At 54.9% G+C, this 22,715-nt stretch carries 13 protein-coding genes; 6 read left to right on the top strand and 7 right to left on the bottom strand.

Annotated features, from left to right (window positions below):
* Nucleotides 1-93: 93 nt before the first annotated feature.
* From Pla100_RS29010 to Pla100_RS28975, 7 genes are all read right to left on the bottom strand, one after another.
* Nucleotides 94-411, bottom strand: a complete 318-nt coding sequence (locus Pla100_RS29010; protein ID WP_197168322.1) for a sulfatase-like hydrolase/transferase — start codon at nucleotides 409-411, stop codon at nucleotides 94-96.
* 11 nt (nucleotides 412-422) lie between these two features.
* Nucleotides 423-1,784, bottom strand: a complete 1,362-nt coding sequence (locus tag Pla100_RS29005; RefSeq protein WP_146582669.1) for a sulfatase family protein — start codon at nucleotides 1,782-1,784, stop codon at nucleotides 423-425.
* 20 nt (nucleotides 1,785-1,804) lie between these two features.
* Entirely contained in the window at nucleotides 1,805-3,343 is a 1,539-nt protein-coding gene (locus Pla100_RS29000) for a sulfatase-like hydrolase/transferase (protein ID WP_231603765.1), read from the bottom strand.
* A gap of 30 nt (nucleotides 3,344-3,373) precedes the next feature.
* A complete protein-coding gene (locus Pla100_RS28995; RefSeq protein WP_197168321.1) occupies nucleotides 3,374-5,614 on the bottom strand; it encodes a DUF1592 domain-containing protein in 2,241 nt (746 codons plus the stop codon).
* Between the two features lie 115 nt (nucleotides 5,615-5,729).
* Nucleotides 5,730-7,100, bottom strand: a complete 1,371-nt coding sequence (locus Pla100_RS28990; protein ID WP_231603764.1) for a DUF1552 domain-containing protein — start codon at nucleotides 7,098-7,100, stop codon at nucleotides 5,730-5,732.
* 69 nt (nucleotides 7,101-7,169) lie between these two features.
* Complete coding sequence (locus tag Pla100_RS32320) at nucleotides 7,170-12,284, bottom strand: right-handed parallel beta-helix repeat-containing protein (protein ID WP_315853505.1); 5,115 nt, start codon at nucleotides 12,282-12,284, stop codon at nucleotides 7,170-7,172.
* A gap of 236 nt (nucleotides 12,285-12,520) precedes the next feature.
* Nucleotides 12,521-13,693, bottom strand: a complete 1,173-nt coding sequence (locus tag Pla100_RS28975) for a XylR family transcriptional regulator (protein ID WP_146582663.1) — start codon at nucleotides 13,691-13,693, stop codon at nucleotides 12,521-12,523.
* A gap of 241 nt (nucleotides 13,694-13,934) precedes the next feature.
* On the opposite strand from Pla100_RS28975, the gene fucP reads away from it, so the two are divergent.
* From fucP to Pla100_RS28945, 6 genes are all read left to right on the top strand, one after another.
* A complete protein-coding gene (gene fucP, locus Pla100_RS28970) occupies nucleotides 13,935-15,362 on the top strand; it encodes an L-fucose:H+ symporter permease (protein WP_146582661.1) in 1,428 nt (475 codons plus the stop codon).
* 33 nt (nucleotides 15,363-15,395) lie between these two features.
* On the top strand, nucleotides 15,396-17,207 hold the full coding sequence (locus Pla100_RS28965) for an L-fucose isomerase (protein WP_146582659.1): 1,812 nt from the start codon (nucleotides 15,396-15,398) through the stop codon (nucleotides 17,205-17,207).
* Nucleotides 17,208-17,261: 54 nt separating this feature from the next.
* Complete coding sequence (locus Pla100_RS28960) at nucleotides 17,262-18,020, top strand: class II aldolase/adducin family protein (RefSeq protein WP_146582657.1); 759 nt, start codon at nucleotides 17,262-17,264, stop codon at nucleotides 18,018-18,020.
* An 11-nt stretch (nucleotides 18,021-18,031) separates the two neighbouring features.
* Nucleotides 18,032-19,810 (top strand): alpha-L-fucosidase, encoded by a 1,779-nt coding sequence (locus Pla100_RS28955; RefSeq protein WP_315853503.1) that lies wholly within the window; start codon nucleotides 18,032-18,034, stop codon nucleotides 19,808-19,810.
* Nucleotides 19,811-19,917: 107 nt separating this feature from the next.
* The gene (locus Pla100_RS28950; RefSeq protein WP_146582655.1) at nucleotides 19,918-21,480 is read left to right on the top strand and encodes a sulfatase family protein; all 1,563 of its coding nucleotides are present in this window, start codon (nucleotides 19,918-19,920) and stop codon (nucleotides 21,478-21,480) included.
* The gene (locus Pla100_RS28945) at nucleotides 21,477-22,550 is read left to right on the top strand and encodes an alpha/beta hydrolase (protein ID WP_146582653.1); all 1,074 of its coding nucleotides are present in this window, start codon (nucleotides 21,477-21,479) and stop codon (nucleotides 22,548-22,550) included. The genes Pla100_RS28950 and Pla100_RS28945 overlap by 4 nt, the downstream gene beginning before the upstream one ends.
* The last annotated feature ends 165 nt before the right edge of the window (nucleotides 22,551-22,715 follow it).

Raw genomic sequence — 22,715 nt, 5'->3', positions numbered from 1 at the left:
AGGTTACGTTGTACTTCACCCATCGCGTGATCCTGCTTTGCGTTTGAGTTGGTTGTAGTGAACCGATAAACGTAGCGTTTCACGCGATGGTTTCTACCCTAAAGGCGCGCTTGGTGAATAAGGCGGGTTGAGAGGGCGATCGTTGTTTTTCGGAAAACCGTTTCGAAATCCGTATTGCCCGGTCATCAGCGTTGCCCGGCTGATCTGACACATCGGCTGAGCAAACGCATTGTTAAATAGCATGCCTTTGGTCGCCAGTTTGTCGATATGCGGTGTCTTATAAGTCTCACTGCCGTAGCAGCCAACCTGCTCAGCGCCGAGGTCATCAATCATTACGAAAACGATGTTCGGCTTGTCTGCGGCTGCAATTGACGACGTCGCAGCGATACACAACAAGCTGATCAATTGCATTAGTCTATTCATCATTTCTGCCTGCGGGAGTTCTCGCCGATCTGATCGTGGTAGCCAATGTCCGTCCTGGCGAAGTCGATCTGCTTCAAGAGTGAAGCAACAATCTCCGGGTGGTCTTTGGCTACGTTGGTGGTTTCCCCGATGTCATCCTCCAGGTTGTAGAGCGTGACCTCTTCGATGTAGGGACGGTCCTTCTTAGGAACATGAGTTTGCCAGGTCTTTCCTTCCTTGGTGCGATCCAGTTCGGAGTGAGCCAGATGGAGCTTCCATTCTCCTTGCCTGACGGCCCGAAGGGCCTGGTGCTGATAATAGAAGAAGGGCCGATCCAGTTCGGTTTGACTTCCGTGAAAGATCTCCGAGATGTCGACGCCATCGATCACGCGGTCGTCCGGCAATGTAGCCCCGGCGATCCTGGCGATCGTGGGTAACAAGTCCAGATTGGCACAGACGAGGTCGCTGGTCGTTCCTGCCGGAACCTTACCCGGTGCTCGAATAATGAAAGGAATTCGAAACCCTCCCTCGTAGGTGCTGGTCTTCGCACTTCGAAGCGGTTCGCACTTCCCGGCATGATTCCCCTCTCTCCACCAGGGACCGTTATCGCTGGTAAAGATAACGTAAGTCTTCTCATCGAGCCCCAGTTCCTGGATCTTGTCCAGTACGCGGCCCACGTTGTAGTCGATCTCTTCGATCACATCCCCATACAACCCTTCCTCTGATTTACCTTTGAAGTCCTCGGAAGCCGCGATGGGCGTGTGCGGCATGGGATGAGCCAGGTAGACAAAGAAGGGGTTGTCCTGACTCTGTTCGATAAACTCGATCGCTTTGTCCGTGAATAAGCGCGTGATGCTGTCTCGGGCGGGCTTTTTGATCACCACTTTCTCCGCCTCTCGAATGACCTCTGTGCCACTGGTTTCGGACCAGAATGAGTAGTCGAACCCTTGATTGCCCGGATTGAGTTGGACCTTAAAAGTGGTTCGCCGCCCAGAGAGGTCCCACTTTCCCATCATGCCCGTTTGGTAGCCGAGCGGATTGAGGATTTCCGGGATCGTGATCTCATTGAGCGACATTGCCGGGTGAGGAATCTTTCCAACGTCATGCCCGGCCCTTTCGATTCGCATCGGATAGCAACCCGTCAAAAGAGACGTACGCGAAGGACCGCAGACAGTCTGAGCATAGAAGCTGGTGAACTTCATCCCCTCCTTCGCCATCTGGTCAATGCGAGGTGTCTTGATATTTGGCGAGCCGTAGCAACCCAGATCCTGATAACCCTGGTCGTCAGTCAGGATGACAACGATGTTCGGCTTTTCTGCGGTGGCAAGCGACGGCGACGCCGCAATACACAACAAGCTGATCAATCGCAGTAGTCGACTCATGAGTTGAACCTCTTCCTTTTTCAATCAGGCTTGGCTTTGTAGTGAAGGTTGCCTTTGAGCCAGTCGTAATCGGCGTATTGAATGTTCTCGCCGCCTTCCCACAGTGGAGGCTGGATATCTTTGCTCCACTCCATCCACCGCGCCCTCATCGCCTGCACTCTCTCCGGATGGCTCGCAGCAACGTTTTTCTTCTCCCCGAGATCGTCCTTCAGGTTATACAATGCCGGGTTGCCTCTACCTCCACCGATCAGCTTATAATCCCCCTCGCGAATGACGCCGAACGAATTCATCGTGCTACCGGTGTGCCAATATAAGACCTCGTGCGGCGCTTCGGTTGACTCTTGTGTCATGTAAGGGCGGATGTCTTTGCCGTGCAGGCCAGCTTCCGCCGGATCGCCGCCTGCCATCGCTAAAGCGGTTGCGCCGATATCCAGCGAGGTGACCATGTCATCGAGGACAACACCTTGTGGTGTCTTGCCGGGCCACTTCACAATCATCGGCACACGCAGGCCGCCCTCGTATGCGGATCCTTTCGCCCCTCTCAAGGGACGGTTGTCACTGGTTCTTTCCATCCCGCCGTGATCACTGAGGAACCAAACGACGGTGTTATCGGCGAGCCCCAGTTCCTTGACTCGGGCCAACAACTGACCGATGCCCTCATCCATTTCAAAGACCATCGCGCCATAGATGGAGCGGGCTCCCGGTTTTACGCCCGGAACCACCGTCATCTTGTCCGCCGGGAACTTGGCAATCGTTTCTTCCGGCGCCTCAAGATCAAGGTGCGGGGCATTGTAGGACATGAACAGGAAGAACGGATTCGCTTGATTTGTCTCCAGGAAGCGTATGCCCGCATCGGTCAATTCGCGGGTCAGATACTGGTCCCATTCCACCGGTTCCCGATTGTGAATTAGCGGCAGGGTATGTTGGAGATACTTGTGCTTCATGGGGCGCGGGATGGGAGGGGTGAAGCGCCCGCGATAGGAAGGATGATCGAGCGGGTAATACATTAGCCCACCGCCGAGAAAACCGAACCAGTCATCAAACCCCATCGCATTGGGATGCTGATCATCGCTGGTTCCCATATGCCACTTGCCCACCCCGCCGGTCACATAACCCTGCTTCTGCAACAAGCTGGCGATGGTCTCCATCTTTGGCAGCCCCTGTTTCGGATCAAAAGGTGCCGAGCAATTTTTGTAGAACCCAAATTTAGACTGATGCTTACCAGTCAGAAAACCAGCACGCGAAGGCCCGCACATCGACCCCGTCACATAGCCGGACGTAAAGCGTACGCCCTCTTTCGCCAGCGAATCGATATGCGGCGTCGGGATGTCCTTGCAACCATAGCAGCCGACATCGTTGTAACCCAAATCGTCCGCCATAATGACGATGATGTTCGGGCGCGTCTGCTCCGCAGCGAAAACTGAATGGCCCAACAAGAAACCGGAAAGAAGCACTCCCAGCACGATGTGTTTTCGATTTTGCACCTCTATCATCTCCTGTACCTCAACGGTGTTGGTTGTTGAAGTTCCGGGTTTGCTTGCGATCGTTTTCAAGGTCATAGCGCTGCAGTGTTCTCATGTGGAGCTGCGTTACCGGTCGCGCATCAGGTTGCTCATCAGCAGGTGCCGTAGCATCAATTTGAATCGATATTCATCTTTACCTGATTTCGCCGCGACCTGATTCACCAATTCGAGGTCTCGCCGGTTCAGCCTTCGCCCCTTCGCGTATTCGGCCAGTTTGACGATCAGGTTCCTAGCGAATTGATCTTCTCGGGAGCGGAGGATCTGGCGCAGCTCTGTAACGTCCTTAAACCTGGTACCGAACATCTCGCCGGAAGGATCGACGACTGGTCCGGCGTCGTACTTCGTGCGATATCTACCAATGACGTCAAAGTTTTCCAATGCGAGACCGAGCGGGTCCATCTGCTTGTGGCATTCGAAGCAGGCGGGGTCCTGCCGGTGACGAACGAGCTGATCGCGTGGCGTATCGACTCCGTTCAAATCGGGAACCAGGGCAGGAACCTCTTCTGGTGGAGCGGGCGGTGGCGTTCCCAGAAGTTCATCAAGGATCCAGTGACCACGAGTGACCGGCAGAGTCTCGACGCCGTTGGAGGTGAGGGCGAGGATGCTGCCATGTCCGAGAAGCCCTCCACGAACGGAGTCTTTGGGCAGGGAGACACGTTTAAGCGTCGAGTCGCCATCAATCGGTAAATCGTAGACATCCGCCAGAGTGTCGTTGATGAAGGTGTAGTCGGAATTGAGAAAGTCGCCGACTGGCTGATTCTCAAAGAGTACATAACGAAAGAACTGCAGCGTTTCATCGCGAAAAGCCGCTTCGTATCCGCGTTTGAGATAGGCCGAATAGCGTCGATCTTTGATGTCCGGCGGCATCGTTCCAAGGAGATCGAGTGAGAGCCATTGTGTGGCGAATCCGCGGACAAATTCATCAGTTTTCGGATCGCGGAGCATTCGTTCGACCTGCGCCGAGTAGACGTCCGCGTTGAGAATCCTTCCGGACTTCGCGAGCTGGAACAGCTCTGCGTCCGGCATGGTGCTCCAGAGGAAATAAGACAGGCGGCTGGCCAGTTCGAACGGCGGAAGTGGGCCGATTTCTTCTTTGATGTAGAGGAAATCGTGCGAGGCCATGACTGCGGCGAAGGTCTTGATGAATGCCTCGTGCCAATCCGACGACTTTTGATGCTGTCTGTTGAGATATTCGAGGTAGTCCTTCACATCCTGTTCGGTAGCCGGACGGCGGAAAGCACGCGTCAAAAACCGGTCGACGAGCGAAACGCGGACTTCGGCGTTCTCAAAATCGGGCATTGCGTCCGTTTGGAAGACAGTGCGATAGGTGGCGGGCGGCCACTCCGGATCCAGCGGACCTTCGACGCTGAGCCGAGTCACTTCCACTCCAGGGCCTTTGTAATTCTTCGGGTCAATCTCTTTAGGGTCGACTTTCCGTTGCCGTATTGCCTGCCGGACGCTGGACGCGGGTTTGCCGGCACCATTCAGAAATCCAACCCACGGATAAGCTCCTTTCTCGAGCCAGACGACAACACTGTATTCCTCGAACTCTTCATCCTTCAGATCAAAAGACTTCGCCAGATTCGACGTGGACTTCTTACCCTCGCTGTCCAGCCGCGTGCCGATTCCCATCCTGATTGGCCCATTTGCAGGCGGAAACTTCATCCTGCCATAGTTGTCGCGATCCACTCCCGCCGCTTTGACCGTGATCCTGTAGTTGCCGGCTATCGCTACCTTGCGAGGACCTTGAGTCGCGAAGTACTGCCCCGAGCCTCGCAGTACTGTCGAGTTCTTCTTGTTCGTGGTGAAGCGTTGATCTCCGCTCTGCAGACTCCCCGGCTTGAACTCGACGACCCTCGTGACGACGGGCGTGAGGTCTTCCAGAAAAAGAGCCATTCGTAAACTGTGTTCAGCTGATTCGAGGTACTCCAGAAGCAATTCGTTGGAGATGACCAGTTCGTCCGCATTGGTGTCGAAGCCATCATCGACATCGTCGTTGAAGACCCGGTCTGCCGGATCATAGATGCCAGGTTTCAGGCCAAGCAGGTCACGAACCGTGTTGCGAAATTCGCGCCGGTTCAGCCGCCGATAACCTGTGGGGATCGAAAAGGACTCGTCACGCGATATCTGCAGAACGAGTTTGGCGATGCTGGCACGCTCCTTCATGGAAGGCTGACGTGCGTCCTCAGGCGGCATGCTGGCGTCGTGAATCTGATCGTAGATGTCACTCCAGAGAGCTCCATCGATCTTGACAAAGTCATCCAGACGCACTTCGCCCTTTTGCTTAGCACCGCCGTGACAATCCACGCAGTAGCGATTGAGGAACGGTTGGATGGGTGCGTATTGGTCGTTGGCGTCGATTGACGCTGCGGAAACCAATGTGACCGCGCATACGAGTGGGAAAAGTGTTTTGGTATTCATGTTAAGCCAGGACGTGATTCAGATTTCCGGTTGCGCCGTTAAAAGATTCGATCTCGATACCGAAGTGCTGAAGCATGGTGGTAAAGAGATTGTTCAATGGAGTTTGCTTGCCGTTGTGTCGCTGCATAGCGTCGTAGTGGCCGTAGTGGTTCAACCCGCCGCCAGCCAGAATAATGGGCAGGTTGCGATTGGAGTGTCGGGATGCGTCGCTGATACCACTGCCGAAGAACACCATCGTGTCATCCAGGAGAGAGCCGCCCTTCGCGTTGATCCCCTTCAGTCTTCCGATGAACCTCGACAGCTGCTCCATGTAAAACGTTTCGATGATCTGAAGCTCGCGGAGATGGCTCTCACGGTTTCCGTGGTGGGAAAGCGTGTGATAACCCTTTGTCACGCCGTCGATTTCAATCACGCGATTGTGCATCGAGAAGTTCGCGGTAATGACACGGCTGGAATCTGACTGAAACGCAAGCGCCAGCAGATCGAACATGACCGGCCCGAGGAATCCGTAGTCCAAGCTGCCATGCCCCCGCGCGGCGGGATCGTACTCCTCCTTCGAGACCTCTGACTTCTTGACGTTCTGCCAGCGACGCATTCCCTGGAGGCGTTCTTCTGCTTCGCGAATCGCCGTCAGGTATTCGTCCAGCTTCGCCCGGTCTGTTCGACTGACGCTGCGTTCCAGCCGGCGAGCGCGAGTGCGGACCAGATCAAGGACACTTCCCTGTTCTTCCAGTTCCAGCGCACGCGCCTTCCGGGCAGCGGCTGAGTCCGCCACGAACAACTTCTTGAAAAGTGCCTCCGGCGAGGTTTCCTGTCGCAGCAGAATGCCGGACGAGCTATACGAAGCGCTCTCAACGCCTCCGAGCGAAATGTGCAGCGAAGGAAACCGCGTCGCATAACCAACATGATTCGCAGCAACCTGATCGATCGAAATGTTCTGGCCGGGCCTGGCGTTCTGGTTCAGCACACCATTCAGCAGCGATCTGATACCGGCATGCTTGGTGAAGATATTCGGGTGATCCATGTGCGAGAACAGCGTGAACTCACCCCGATGCTTCATCATGGCTGGCAAGACCGGAGACGGAGCGAAATCGGCACCAGATTGCTCCGGAAAGAAGGTCCGAGGATTCATCCCCAGTCCCGTGCTGACAAACACCATCCTCTTTGCTGATTCGTCCCGTTTCTCTGAAGCAACCGCGTGAGCAGCGTTGAGAGACTCGAGAAACGGCAATGCGATCGAAACTCCAGCGGTCTTCAAAAACACTCTGCGGGAGTTAGTACGATGGCCTTCCAAGGCCGTCGCCTCATCCTGAAAATACTGTCTCGACGGCCTTGGAAGGCCATCGTACGATTTGGCTAATTGGTGATTCATTGGTTTTGGTGGCTTCATATCGGCTCAAGGGTATGAGGTGTTGTCGCGGTCTGTTCTACTCTGGCGCGCTCACTGGGCGAAGGACAACGACATTCGTTCGATAATCGGTTTTGATTCGTTCTCAGTCGAATCGGTCAAACGCACTTCGAGTTGGAATCCGTAACCGGCAGGCAACATCGAGAGATTCAGTTCGGCTGGCGTTTTTGCGATCTGTTTTGAGAAGCTCTTGATGTAGTCGTAGCTCTCTTTGAGTTCCGTCCAGTCGGTCCAGTGATCGATCTTGCTGTCTTTGTCGGTATCGACTCCAACACGGGCTTTGACGGTCTCTACCCACGGACCGGGACTGACGTAGTCCGTCGACATTTGAGTCGCCAGATAGAATCGGCCCTCGGCGAACATGACGTCCGGGTCAGGATGGCCTTTGCCGATCTCGCCGCAAAAAGTGAAGGGCTTGTCGAGACTGGAAGAGGTGAACCAGCCGACACGGATGCCGCGATTTGCGGGGTGGTAGTCGGCGAAGAGGTAGTATTGGCCGCCGATACAGATTGAGGCCCAGTCACCGAAGGCGTTCTGCTCCGGCTCATGGACTTCGTATTTGGCAAACGCCCGGACGTCTCCCTTTTTGATTCGGTGCTGAGGAACATCAACGGGTGCAGACTTGCCCGGATACTTCTTCGGGTCGGTGGCGTGCCAGTGGGGATGGGGGTATTCGGCGAACTTGCCTGTCGGTCTGGTTCTGAAATCCACAGCTGGAGGCAGGATCTTGAAGTTTCCGATTCCGTCAGAACTCACCGCATGTCCAGCGAGGGGCGAGTCCCAGGAATGTGTGCTGGCGTCAATCGGACTCCAGTCTTCATAGATGACATGGAAGTTGCCGTTGAGATCCCGAATGAACGCACAGTCCGAACCGTGCGAGGGATCGTTGAAGGCCATACCCATGTTCTTGCCGGGCAGGCCGTCGGTGAGATCGTCGTCGATATAAAGATGCGGGTCCTGGTCGTTGGGGTAGTCGTAGTAGAGAAATAGTTTTCCATCGACGTATTCAGCGGTGGTCACCCAGCTTGAGAAAGCTTCGCTGACTGGCCCATGATGCACCCAGTTGATCATGTCCCTGCTTTGCCAGGCATGGTATCCGCCGAGTCCCTTTTTCAGTCCGCCGGGGGCATCGTATTGATTCGGAAAAGGAGTCGTCGTCAGAGGGACATCAAAGCCCTCCAACTCGGACGCCTCCGACTTGAAGCCCTTTTTCTTTTCAGAACCACCATATCGACCGAAGATCCAGTAGTTACCCCGACCAACCGTCAGCATGACCGGTGCGTCACCCAGATTGGACGGACCGAGATTCGGAATCGGTTCCCAGTTATGCCAGACGGGTGACTGCGCGATGGTGAGTGACTTCGCAGAGCGCTTCTTGTCGGAAGTGATCAGCACGCTGCAAAACGTCGCTTCTGTTGCCGTTGGAGTGGCCAGACCGTCTTTGAAATCAAGGTTGGATTGATCAGCTGTCGCAGCCTGCCAATCTTCCTGGCTATCGATGATCCATGTCTGCCCGTTAAATGCAGCAGTGGTCTGTTTCTTCGAGGCAGAAGTGTGCTTTCTGATGAAGTTGAGTACGGGTGTCGGATCGTTCATTCCGTGCGAATGGCCTTTGTCCTCCACGATCACCGTGATGGAACCGCCGAGCGCTTTGTAGCGCTGCTCCATGATGGCGTCGTTCTCTTCATACGGAACGGCCGTGTCTTTGTTTCCACAAACCATCAGGATTGGCACACCGGCTTTGGCTAATGGTTCCAGTTGATCAATGGGGCTTTCCTTGGTCTTCACTGCCTCTTCATCAGTGGCGTATCCAAACTTCCTCTTGAAATCCTCCCAGGAATCAGGAGCCCCCGAAGCCTTCGAGCCACTACCAGGCACAAGCTTACCGGCAGGCCAGCTGAGCACATTGCAGACCCCGTTATCCACATAGATGCTGTCCACCTTTTCCGGGTTGGCCGAAGCCCAGCGGAACAGTGACAGAGTTCCGCGGCTCATCGACGACATGTTTGCACACTTCTTCGAGAAACCGTATTCGGTGGTCAGCAATTGGTAAGCGGCATCGATACTGGCATTGCCGCTGGGATGTCCCGCCACATCGCCGTGAGCGAGAACGATGTGGTAGCCCTCGTCCACCAGCTTCAAGTCAGCATCGCTAACTTTCTTGATCGCCTCCCAAAACATGCTTCGCCAAAGCCACGGTTTTCCCGGCGCGGACTCCTTCGGACAAACGACCGAAAAGTGCCCAGCAGAGGTCTTGATTCGATCATAGCGGTCGTAACCGCGGAAGTTGGTCTTCACCCCGGGGAATTCGGGTCGCGAATCCTTTGTACGATGGCCTTTCAAGGCCGTCGGACCTGATTGACTGGCGTTTTCGTCGGCCTTGGAAGGCCGTCGAACTGCCCCAGCAGTATCAACGGCCAGTTCCTGAAAGGCCGTGTTCTCGCCGCCACCAAGTTCAGAAACTGGCGTGACGCTCCAGACAATCCAGCGGAAATTTCCCAGCGTGTTGTTGTTTACACCGCGAAGGGAGGCTGCGAGAAATGGTGACTCGTTTTCGCCAGTATAAATCGTGCCGAGCGGTGTGAAATTATCCAGATTCCAACCAGGGTCTTTCTCAGAGTCGCTGGCGTAGATGGTCAGTTTTTGTGCAGCCCGAGTGTTGCCCTGATTGAACGACCAGCTTGTCACCGCCATCACTGGCTTCACTCCGCCAAGATCCAGTTTGTAAGCGCCGTTGAAGATCGTGTTGGAGAACACAGGACCGAAGCCGCGATCAAGTTTTCCGTCGGTCAGTGTGCTCAGCGGATCATTGTTCGTGTTCTGATTGGCAACGATTTTCTGTTGTGTAGCGGCCGGTACCGGCAGTTTGCTGAAATTATTCGGATTGGTCGCAGTTTCAATCACCACGGTGGATTCCGGCTTAGCGGTTAGTTCGATTGGCTGCTGGTTGCGGATGGCTTTCAGCGTGTGTCTCTCGCTGACGCGTCGGGTTTCCAGTGACAGCAACGCTTGAAACAGTCGTTCGATGTTCGCGACCGACTTGCCGTTGATGGCCTGAATCAAGTCCCCCTTCTTCAGTCCAGCGTTGTCTGCCGCAGTTGCAATTGGAACATCAGCGAGTGCGATACCGCCAGTTTCCTTGCTGACGCCGTACGCGGAAAACTCTTCGCCCTTCAAATCTTTCAACGTGGCACCAAGCCAAACCATCTTGAGTGGAGTCGCGCCTGCACGTGCTCCAGAACGTCCTGGACTCTGCCGTGCTGATTGATCGAGCGATGGAATTTCCGGTGTCTTAGCAATTGCCTTGAGCGACGGCTTCTTGACTCCGAACAGATCCATCGGAAAGTTCTTGAAGCCAAGCTTCAGTGCTGGCGAGCCCTCTTTGACTCGGAAATCCCCGTTCGCGGGATCGACGTACATCGGCTCCCTAAGAACAGAATTCGCGTCCCATCCGAGCTTGGCGGCATACTCAAGGATTCCGACGTCCTGCGAATCGTACAGGTTGCGGTCGACCATTGTTCCGTCTGTGTATGGCTCGTTCATGCGAGCGGTACGGTGCCGCGCAGACATGATGTTGGTATGGACCTGGTCTTTACTCCTCTGGAACCAGACATGTGGGTGCAGCGCACCAACCGGCATCACGTTATTCCACGCGTGCCGACGAAACCCTTCGCGTAGCTTCAAGCCCGTGTTCAGCAACAGGTTGTTGTAAATGTCGTAGTTGCTGGATCCATCATCCAGGTCAATATCCCAGCCATGGTCACATCGCCATCGACTGTCGCGGATGACGGTGGTCTTCATCGCGTCGAGAAACGGCAGATTCGGCTCGGCATCGACTGCCTTCTGCGAAGCAGTCAGGTGATCTGATCGCCAGTAACGGTCTCTGCCCCAAGAATTGAATGAGCCGTGGTCGTGAGTCTCCAGAACGGTATCAAACACATCGCAGCGCTCGATCAAGTGACCGCCCCAAGCACCATCGCCAATGTTGATGCCGGCCCGAGCGGTGTCGTACACCGAGCAGTCACGCACTGTAATTTCCGATGCCATTTCGATCTGCACACCGGCGGGCTGACGCTCGACGCGGCCGATGCCGTGAATCAGACAATCTTCCACTGCGGACTGAGCAGGATAGTTATTCGTCTTTGGCCCGGGCGTACGGTCGATAGTCGCCAGATTGTTCTTCTGGCCGTACTCAAACAGCGGATTGCGGACGGCATCGGGATCGCCGACGAAGCAGACGCCGCTGGCACCGGTGTCATGGATATGGCATCCCTTCACAAGCACTCGGCGGTTGTAGTTGTTCACGAAGACTGCGTTGCCGCCGACCTGATCAAACTCGCAATCGAGAATGCTCACGTCTTCGGTGCCTGTCAGCATGAAAGCACCACCGCGATAGATTGCCCAATCACTGCGCAGCAACTGTTCTTTGCAGTCCATGAAGGTGCGCGCCGCATGACGAACCGTGAATCCCTGCAGCGCGATGAATCTGACGGGTGATTTTCCTGAACCCTGAAACTCAACGAGATGCCGAAGGCGAACTACCTCGACATTTACCTTCGAGAGATCCGTAGCGGGTTCCGGCTTGTAATACAGCATTGACGTCTTCGCGTCGTGGAACCATTCGCCGGGAGCGTCGAGTTCCTCGAAGATGTTTTCGACCATGCGATGGTCTTTGTGCATGCCCATTCGCCGATTGTTCTGCCAACCGCCTTCATAGGTCACGACTCCGCCCGCGTCCTTTCCAGTGATTCGATAGTGGTAACCGCCCCAGCCCGCGAGGTGCATGGCGTGAATGTAGCCGCCAGTTGGATCGGACCAGTTGGCCGCGCGCTGTTTCGAGAACGCATCGGCCGAGAAACCCTGATAGGCGGCCGTTGGCTTTGTGGCGTCGTAGTTCGGGTAACGAGCCATCCGTTGGTTACGGCCTTCCACAAAGAGCTGATCGATTTCAATGTCTTCGGGTGTCGAAGCCGAATAGATCCCATCGCGATACGGTTTCCACGTAAGCTGAAGCCTCGAGCCACCGCTCAGTACCGCACCGCCTTCGTTTTCGGCACGATAAACGATGGGAGCCGCCTCGGTGCCCGAATCGGCTGAACTAAACACCAGCGTGCTCGGCAGATAGTAAGTGCCGTCAGCAACATGCACGGTAATCAATTCTTGTCCAGCAATGTTTCGAGCGAGTTGCTGAGCTTGAGCAAGTGTTGCCACGGGGGCGGTGCTCGTTCCCGGTTGGCTGTCATCACCTGCCGGATTCACATAAATATCGGCTGCCTCGCAATGGCAACACGCCAAACATGCGGTAATGAGGCATATCAGAGTCTGCACAATCATTGACTTTTTTAATTTCATTGGGATCGACTTTATCTTGTTGGTTCGACGAATCAATCCGAATGCTCCTCGCGGTAGCATCCAGGGGTCTGGCCGGTTTCACGTTTAAAGACTGCGCTGAGCCTCTCTTTGTGACTAAAGCCCGTGCGTTTGGAAATTTGCTCAAGCGTCATGCCTGTTTCTCGCAATAATTGCTTCACTCTGTTGATCTGCGTTTCGGTAATCAACTCGCGTGGCGTGATGTCGAGTTCGTCACGGAAGCGTCGCTCCAGCGGACGACGCGAAAGCGAAGAAAACTCGACCACGTCAGCCACATTGATTCCGTCGCAAGCCGCCTGTCGAATGAAACGGCACACTTTGGCCAATTCTTCATCTTCGATCGCGACGACCTGAGTCGATTGCCGTTCGGTCACTTTTAACGGCGCGATGTATTCAGTTTCCTGTTCCGGAGAGATCCCGGAAAGCATGCAATGCAAAACCTCCGCGGCTCGATAACCCACGCGTTCCGCGTTGGGACGGACGCTCGAAAGGGTTGGATCGCACATCATGCAGATCGCATCATCATCATCGACACCAATCACTCCAAGATCGTCGGGAATTGCGACATCGACGTATCGGCAAGCATTCAGTAGTTGCTGGCCACGAATATCATTGCAAACGAACAAACCCGTCGGCCGCTCGAGCGTATCAATCCACTCGGCCATCTGCCGCAAGTCGAAAACCCCCGCTTGCTCCTGCGTGGTTAACGTCCCGGACGGACTTCCCCCGGACTCGTAAACGGAAAGCTTGCAACCAGCTTTCTCAACAAGCCTGCGAAAATGATCGCGGCGAGCCTGCGAATAAGATGCAAAACGGAAGCCGCTGAAGGCGAACTTGCGAAAACCGCGTTCCCATAAATGCTCAAAAGCTAGCTCGGCGACAGCGTCGTTGTCCGTTTCGACTTGAGGAACGCTTTCAAACTTGCGGTTGCATCGAACATCGACGATCGGAACGCGTAGTCGACGAAGTGGTTCGATCGTATGCGTGTCGACACGTGCGATGACGCCAGTGATGTGGCCCTGTTCGATCCAATCGGGAAGCTCCGAGTCAAGCATCATTTCCTGGTGTAACAACGACCAGTCAGCCTGTGTACGAGAAAATAACGAAACCCCACGCAGCAACTCTCGCCCGTAAGCGCGAGACGCTTCGACAACCAGTGCAATTCGAGGACGCGTGTTGGATTTCAAAGTATGCCTTAAACAAAACGCAAGAGCCGCAAAACATTATCTCGCGAGCGCAAAATGTTATTGACCCTATGAGATCAGGCGATACGCTCGGCGTCACATTCAATAAAACACGACGCGAACGCATCCCGATTCTGTTGAGGCAGTCTCATCGAGCCGACCGCAAAACATTAGCTTGTTGGTGTCTCCTTTGCAATTAGGACGACAGGAAACCGTGGGCGTTAAACAAGGTTCAAAGCATCGAATGACAACGGAACTCGAATCCGGCTCCAACAAAGCCCCATCTGAACGCTCCGTCGTTCCGCGTGAGTATTTGTTCCCATTTATCCTGGTAACGACGCTTTTCGCGTTGTGGGGATTCGCGAACGATATTACCAACCCGCTCGTCCGCGCTTTCAAAGAGATCTTTCTGATTTCCAACGCGCAGAGCAGTTTGGTCCAATGGGCGTTTTACGGCGGCTACGCCACGATGGCGATTCCCGCCGCGTTATTGATCCGCAAAGTTTCGTACAAGTCAGGCATCATCATCGGACTGATTCTCTATGCCGTCGGTGCGCTGCTTACGATCCCCGCCAGCATGATGATGGAGTTCAACGTGTTTCTGGTTGGGTTCTATGTGCTGACGTTCGGTCTGGCATTCTTGGAAACGACGGCGAATCCGTACATCCTTTCGATGGGACCCAAGGAAACAGCAACGCAGCGACTGAACCTGGCCCAAGCCTTCAACCCGATGGGTTCGCTGTCGGGGATGTTCGTCGCCAGTTTCTTCATTCTGCCCAGCCTGCAGGTGGCCGAGTTTCGTGAAGCCGAACTGGTCGCGCACCCGGAATACGCGACGATGTTGCCCAGTGAAGTCGACGGCTTGATCACCGAGGCGATGGAAACCAACGCCGCCGAGAACCCCGAAGCCCAGCAAGCGATGATGGCTCACGATCTTGATGTTGTGAAAACGCCTTACGTCGTAATCGCGGTGATTGTGATCGCGGTGTTGTTGGTGTTTATCTTCACGAAGTTGCCCGACACCGGTCGTGAAGAAGAATCGATTCGGGTCATCGCTTTGTTCAAGCGTCTGCTAACCAACATCAAATATGTTGGCGGGGTGGTCGCACAAGCCTTCTATGTCGGCGCACAAATCATGTGCTGGACTTTCATCATTCACTACGGAATGACGTTGGTCGGACTGAGTGCGGCGCAGGCACAGAACTACAACATCTTGGCGATGTCGATCTTTTTGGTCAGCAGGTTTGTCTGCACGTTCATCTTGAAGTTCCTTGACCCCGGACTGTTGCTGGGCGTGCTGGCTGTCGGTGGCGGAATGCTGACGCTGGGTGCGATTTTTATCCAAGGAATGACCGGCCTGTACTGCCTGGTCGGTGTGTCGGCTTGCATGTCCTTGATGTTCCCCACGATCTACGGGATCGCACTGGACGGACTATCACACAATGATGCCAAACTTGGCTCCGCTGGCTTGATCTTCGCGATCGTGGGAGGAGCCTTTATGCCTCGCTATCAAGGGTCGTTGATTGACGGTGAGGGAATGACGATCGCCGGGCAGGCACTCGAATCGGTACGTGTGTCATTCTTCCTACCGTTCGTTTGCTTTATCGTGATCGCGATTTTCGGCTTCGCAGTTTTCCTGCTGGCTGGAAAGCGAAAAGTAGAAGCTCTCTAATCTCCTTACGACCAACCAGCAGGAAACTCTTTCGTGACTTCCAACCAGACTTCACCCACGGCATTCGAAGGCAATCTCCCCAAGATCGGTATCCGTCCGACGATTGATGGACGGCTTGGCGGTGTCCGTGAATCGCTGGAAGATCAGACAATGAACTTGGCTAACGCGGTGGCCGAGTTGATCGCGTCGCACGTCCACTATCCCACGGGTGAGGCGGTCGAAGTCGTGGTGGCGGACACCTGCATTGGCGGCGTGGCGGAGGCGACTGCGTGCGAGCATCAATTCCGACGGGAAAACGTCGGCGTTTCGCTCACGGTGACACCTTGCTGGTGCTACGGCAGTGAAACGATGGACATGGATCCGCTGCGTCCCAAAGCGGTTTTCGGATTCAATGGCACGGAACGACCGGGTGCGGTTTATCTTGCCGCGGTCCTGGCCGGTCACACGCAAAAGGGCATCCCCGCATTTGGCATCTACGGTCGTGACGTTCAAAACGCAGGCGACGCGGCAATGCCAGCAGATGTGCAAGAAAAGATTCTGGATTTTGCTCGCTGTGGACTCGCGGCGGCACTGATGCGGGGTAAAGCCTACTTGTCGATGGGCGGCACTTCGATGGGGATCGCAGGTTCGATGGTCGATTTCGCCTTCTGGGAAAAATGGCTGGGCATGCGAGTCGAAGACATCGACATGACCGAGTTTGTGGGCCGTATGAACAAGGATCAGTTTGACCAAGTTGAATACGGGAGAGCGATGGCTTGGGTCAAAGAAAATTGCCCCGAGGGCGATGATTACAACAGCGACGATACCAAACGCTCACGAGAACAGCTTGACAGCGAATGGTCCGACAGCGTGAAGATGTCGTTGATCGCTCGCGACTTGATGGTCGGTAATCCGAAGCTCGCCGAAATGGGCTTGGGTGAACAGGCCCAAGGGCACGGAGCGATCGCATCGGGGTTTCAAGGCCAGCGTCAGTGGACCGACCACTTTCCCAACGGCGATTTCCTGGAAGCAATCCTGAACACATCGTTCGACTGGAATGGAAAGCGTGCTCCTTACATCGTCGCGACCGAAAACGATGCTCTCAACGCGGCGACCATGCTGTTTGGTCATTTACTAACCAACACGGCGCAGGTGTTCGCCGACTTGCGAACTTACTGGAGTCCCGATGCAGTCGCGAGTGCTTGTGATGGATACCAGCTCAGCGGTAACGCCAGCGACGGGTTGTTGCACCTGATCAACTCCGGCCCCGCGACGCTTGATGGCACCGGCCAGCAGACCGGCCCAGATGGTCAACCTACCATGAAACCGTTTTGGGAGATCAGCGACGAGGAAGTCGAAAAGTGCTTGAAGGCCACCACGTGGCATCCATCGATCACGGAGTACTTTCCTGGCGGCGGCATGAGCACTCGCTACAAGACTCGCGGTGGCATGCCGGCCACGATGACTCGGATCAATCTGGTGGATGGCTTGGGCCCGGCACTGCAAATTGCGGAGGGTCATACGGTGGAGCTACCGGAGAACGTTCACGATGTGCTGGACAATCGTACCAATCCGACTTGGCCGACGACCTGGTTTGCACCCACGATCACCGGACGCGGTGCGTTCACGTCGACGTACGAAGTGATGAATCACTGGGGTGCGAATCACTGCGTGATGACCGCCGGTCACGTCGGGCATTTATTCATCACACTTGCGTCGATTTTGCGAATACCTGTTTACATGCACAACGTCGACGATGCGAGAGTGTTCCGGCCAAGCGCCTGGAACGCATTTGGCACTGACAATCTGGAATCGGCCGACTTTCGAGCCTGCCAAAACTTTGGGCCGCTGTACGGAAGACGATGATCCAATGGCAACGAAACACCCGCGGCTAGCGCCGTCGGCTCAGGAAATTACTAGATGAAGAAACAAGAACGACTCCAATCCATGCTCGAGCTGTCTCACTTTATTGGCCAGGAGCATCGAGACTTGGCGATTCTTGGCGAGGGCAACACGTCGGCCAAGATTGACGACGAGACCTTCTTGGTCAAAGCGAGTGGAAGCTGCCTCGAGACGCTTGGCGAAGACGACGCAGTTGCGTGTCGGTTTGATGCCTTGCTGCCGATGTTGGACGAGAACGACATTAGCGATCAGGGAATCGAAAATCGCTTGCTGGCTTGCCGTGTCGACTCGAACGCTAAGAAGCCGTCGGTCGAAACTTTATTCCATGCCTACCTACTTTCATTGCCGGGCGTGGAATTCGTCGGCCATACGCATAGTATCGCCGTCAATCAAATCCTCTGTTCGCCGCTTGCAGAAAAGTTCGCAACCAATCGCCTGTTCCCCGACGAGGTCGTGTGTTGCGGAACATGTTCGTTGTTCGTTCCGTACGTCGACCCGGGACTCACGCTATCGCAAGTGATCCGAGAAAGGACGCAAGCATTCATCACCGAAACCGGGAACCCGCCCCGTGTGCTCCTGCTCCAGAACCATGGACTGATCACAATCGGCAAAACAACCGGTGCGGTCAAAGCCGCGATGCTGATGGCTCACAAGGCTGCGCAGGTTTTTGTCGGTGCCGCGTCCTTGGGAGGTCCGATCTTCATGAGTGATGCCGACGTGGATCGCATTGCCAATCGCATTGATGAACACTACCGCCAAAAGGCACTGAAACTATGAAAGCAAGCAACATGAAATTCTCCGTTGTCATTGGCTTGATCCTGGGGATCGCGATCAATGTAATTCCGTCGATAGCTCACGCGCAAGAATCGATGGACAAACTGTGGGGTGATCGGGTCGTCAAGCTGCGTGCTGAAAACGCTGAACGTGGCCAGCTATTTGACGAAGGCAACTACGCCATGTTCGTTCACTGGGGGCTCTATTCGCTGCTGGGCAACGAGGTCGATGGTAAGACCTATTATGGTATCGGCGAATGGATCATGAATCCGCGGATGGCTGGGATTCCGGTCGAGAAGTACAAGCAGCTTGCCGGTCAGTTCAATCCGACCAACTTTGACGCAAAAGCCATCGCCCGCATCGCAAAGGACGCGGGCATGAAATACATCGTCATCACGGCCAAGCACCACGATGGCTTCGCGATGTACCACTCTAAGGCGTGTGATTTCAACATCGTCGACGCGACGCCTTGGAAAAAAGATCCGATGAAAGAGCTTGCGACTGCGTGTCGCGAAGCCGGTTTGGGATTCGGGTTTTACTACTCGCACAATCAAGACTGGACGTTTCCGGGCGGTAACGGTGGTCCTAACACCGACGACCAGGGGAACCCTGCAACGTTCGATGATTACTTCGAGAAAAAGTGCGTGCCACAAGTCAACGAAATCACGACCGAGTATGGTCCGATTGAATTGGTTTGGTTCGATACCCCTGGCAACATGCCGAAGGAGTACGTGCAGCAACTCGTTGACTTGGTCCACAAGAATCAACCGCGGGCCTTGGTATCGGGCCGTGCCGGACACGGCCTCGGTGACTATCAAACGCTTGGCGACATGGAGATTCCGCACGAAAACATCGAGGGCATGTGGGAAAGCGTCGACACGACCAACGACTCGTGGGCCTACGCTTGGTACGACGAGTACTGGAAATCGCCGAAAGAGATTCTCGAACGTTTGATCGCTTGTGTTGGGCGTGGTGGAACTTACATGCTGAACATCGGCCCCAAGGGCGATGGTTCAGTTCCCCAGCGAGCTGTGCAAACGTTGACCGACGCGGGGGAATGGATCCACCGCTACCCGCAGGTCATCTACAACACGGATGCTTCACCTTGGCATCACACACTGCCATGGGGCGATGTGACTCGCAAAGACAACACGCTGTTTCTTTGCGTGTTTGATTGGCCGAGTTCCGGCAAGCTCTATCTGCCTAATCTGAATACTAAGATCCAGTCTGCTAAACTCTTGATTGGCCAAGACGCTATTCCCGTCACAACAAATGTTGAGCGAAACTGGGTCGTGATCGATCTTCCGCCACAGGCGCCGGAGAAGCTGGCTTCGGTGATTCAGGTCACTCTGGGATCAGAACCGATCGTTGATCCCGTTTGGGCGCTCGACCCCAATATGGAAACAGAAGTGCTTGCCGAGTTCGCAGAGGTCGAGCAGGTAAAGAAAACCCGCAAACGCTGGATGGAGAAGTTCGGCGAATGGAAGGCAGTGGTTCATGCTCACGGTTTTGAGAAAGGCGGCAACGCGTCCTTGGAAATCGATGTCCACGAGCCTGGCGAATACAACGTTTCGCTGACTTACGCGGGTACGGGACGGCTCGTCTGGAAGGTCGAGATCGAAGGTGGCGAGAAGATTCAGAATCAACAAAATTCGTCGCACAACTATCAAACGTTTCCGATCGGTTGGGTAAATTTCCCCAAGGCTGGTCGGTACACCGTGTCCGCCAAATGCATTGATGGCGACATCCCTTCGGCAAGTCTGAAGGCGATCCATTTCGAACCGATGGAGTAGGAACAGAGCTTGTCAAAGCCAAGAAGAAAGAGCAAGTAGATCGTCGGTTAAAATACTCGGTGCCGACCTCGGCCAATCCTTTTCTCCAAGCAACCAACCAGTGACAAATGAAAACCATTGTGTTTCCGCTCCTCCTTCTCGTGCTCGCGGTTTCCACATCGCAAGCTCAAACGGCAACTAGGAAGCGAGCTCCCAAGCCTAATGCCGATCTTGATGCCAGGCCGAATATTGTGTTCCTGATGTCCGATGACCAGAGCACCTACACGATGGGGTGCTACGGCAATCCCGATGTACAGACACCCAACCTCGATCGACTCGCCGCTGACGGGATGGTGTTCGACCATCACTATGACACCACTGCCATCTGCATGGGCTCGCGGGCCAACGTGATGACCGGCATGTACGAATACAAGCACGGTTGCAATTTCAAACATGGCGAAATGATGTCTCGCATCTGGGAAAACTCTTATCCCGTGCTGTTGAGAGAATCGGGATACATGACCGCGTTCGCGGGGAAGTTCGGCTTCGAACTACGACACTCGCCCGATGAGCCGAAACTCGATTTACCCAGCGCTGACTTTGACCGCTGGGGCGGCGGACCGGGGCAGACCTTTTACGAAACCAAAAAAAACCAATCGATGGCGGCTTATGCGGAGCAGTACCCGCACTCGACGCTTTCCTACGGCGCGTTCGGACGCGACTTCATTCGCGATGCATCCAAGTCCGAAAAGCCTTTCTGCCTATCGATCAGTTTCAAGGCCCCTCATCGCCCCACCACGCCGGACCCCAAGTTTGATGCGGTCTATGATGGCAAGACATTCCAGAAGCCGCGCAACTATGGCCGGCAGTACGGCGAGCATTTCTCCAAGCAGAGCAAGTCCGGCCGGCAGTACGTTCGTTTTGAAGAGTGGGGCTATGACGACGACTATGACAACGTCATGGCCACCTACCATCAACAAATCCATGCGATCGATGTCGCCGTTGGCATGATCCGCGACGCGCTCAACGAGCAGGGCGTGGCCGACAACACGGTGATCATTTACACGTCCGACAACGGTTTTTTCTGCGGGTCGCACGGCTACGGATCGAAGGTACTGCCCTATGAAGAAGGATCTCGCGTTCCTTTGCTCGTTTACGATCCACGACATCCAAATTCCGGCAAGCAACTTCGTTGCGAAGCGTTGACGGGTAACATCGATTTTGCACCCACGATGTTGCTACTTGCGGGGCTAGCTGTCCCTGAAAATATAGACGGCGCTGATCTGATAAAACTTTACGACGATCCGCTCGATTCGATTCATGATTCGCTTGCTTTGATCAACGTCTACAACCAGTCAGGCCCACCGATCACGCACGCGATGGCCGTCGTAACGAAAGAGCGGAAGTACATTTATTGGCCGTACGCGGCCGAGGGATTCGAAGCGACCGAGGAGCTTTACCAGCTTGGAAATGATCCGCTTGAGTTGCGAGAGCTGGCTCGCATTCCCGACTACGGCGACGATCTCAAGAAGATGCGAAAGGTTTATGACCGGCACCTCGACCATTGGAAGTCCGAAGGCGTCACGTTCAATAACTACCAGCCTTACACCACGATTTTTGATCGAAACGTCGACTGGGCGGACAAAGTGCCTCACCTGGAAGAGCTCAAGAGGAAAACCAAACGACGATGAACTACCTAACCCAAGTGATGGCCATCGCGGCCGTCTGTTTCGGCACGGCGACGGCGGCCGCCGATGATGTGAAAGTGGCGTGGACGGGAAAGACGTTCCTGGATGTCACTTACAAACAGGTCGGCCAGCGACAGATCAAGCTGGACATCTATTTGCCTCCGGCGGATCAAGGGAGCTCGGCTTCGTGGCTGAGTAAAATTGAGACGGCGCTAGCCGCGGGTATCGACGATGCCGATAGAAACAACGAGACACCCGAGGCTCGCGCCTACGGCTCACAGGGACCGCAAGCGGCTCCCGTTCTGTACTACGTCCACGGTGGTGGATGGGCCGCCGGAAGCAAGGACAAAGGCGGGCTGCCTTTGATGTTGCCGGTCTTCCAGCAAGTCGCCGAGCAGGGATTCGCTTGCGTTTCAATCAACTACCGTCTCTGCAAAGAAAACAGCGGCGTCGTGATGCGAGACTGCGTAACCGATGCCATGGATGGGCTGCGTTTCATAAAGAAGAACGCGAAACAATATGGTCTTGATCCCGATCGAATCGTGGTTTGGGGCGACTCGGCGGGCGGGCATCTCGCGCAGATGCTCACGCTTGCCGATCCGAATGCCTTCATCGGTGACGAATCACTCGCGGACGTTTCCGTTGGCCCCATTGCCGGAATGTCCTGGTATGGCCCGTCGGATTTCACCGATGTTGAACTCTTCAAGACCGATGACGCCAGCAAAAACCCGAATCGGTTTGGTGCCAGAATTACCGGAACGGCGTCAGGCTACGCGGAGAATCCGAAAGCCTACGAAGAGATGAGCCCCTATCACTGGATCAAGGAAGAGAGCCCGCCGCTGTTACTGATACAAGGCGATACGGATTCGACCATTCCGTTGGCGCACGCACCCCATCTGAAAACCAAGGCTGACAAGATCGGAGCGGATGTCATGATGGTCATCGTCAAGCACGCCGGTCACAACTGGCGAAAGGCTGGCGGAGACCCAAGTCCCGGCAAGAGCGAGATTCAACGCATGACAGCGGAGTATGCGATTCGGCAGGTAGAAGCCAAGGGTGGGTCAATACAGTGAGTGACATAGCGACTTCCGCCCAACGGGCCAGTGGTTTACCTAGCCCAGTTGGCTATACACTGGCGAATGGATACTACAAAAAAACAGGGGATGCCCCGAAACTGGTTTTTTCTTTCAATAGACCAGCAAATAGGAGGTCATCCCCATGACTGCTAAGAGAATGTA

The organism is Neorhodopirellula pilleata (assembly GCF_007859915.1).
GTDB classification, from domain to species: Bacteria; Planctomycetota; Planctomycetia; order Pirellulales; family Pirellulaceae; genus Rhodopirellula; species Rhodopirellula pilleata.
This window is presented reverse-complemented; position numbering and strand designations above follow the sequence as displayed.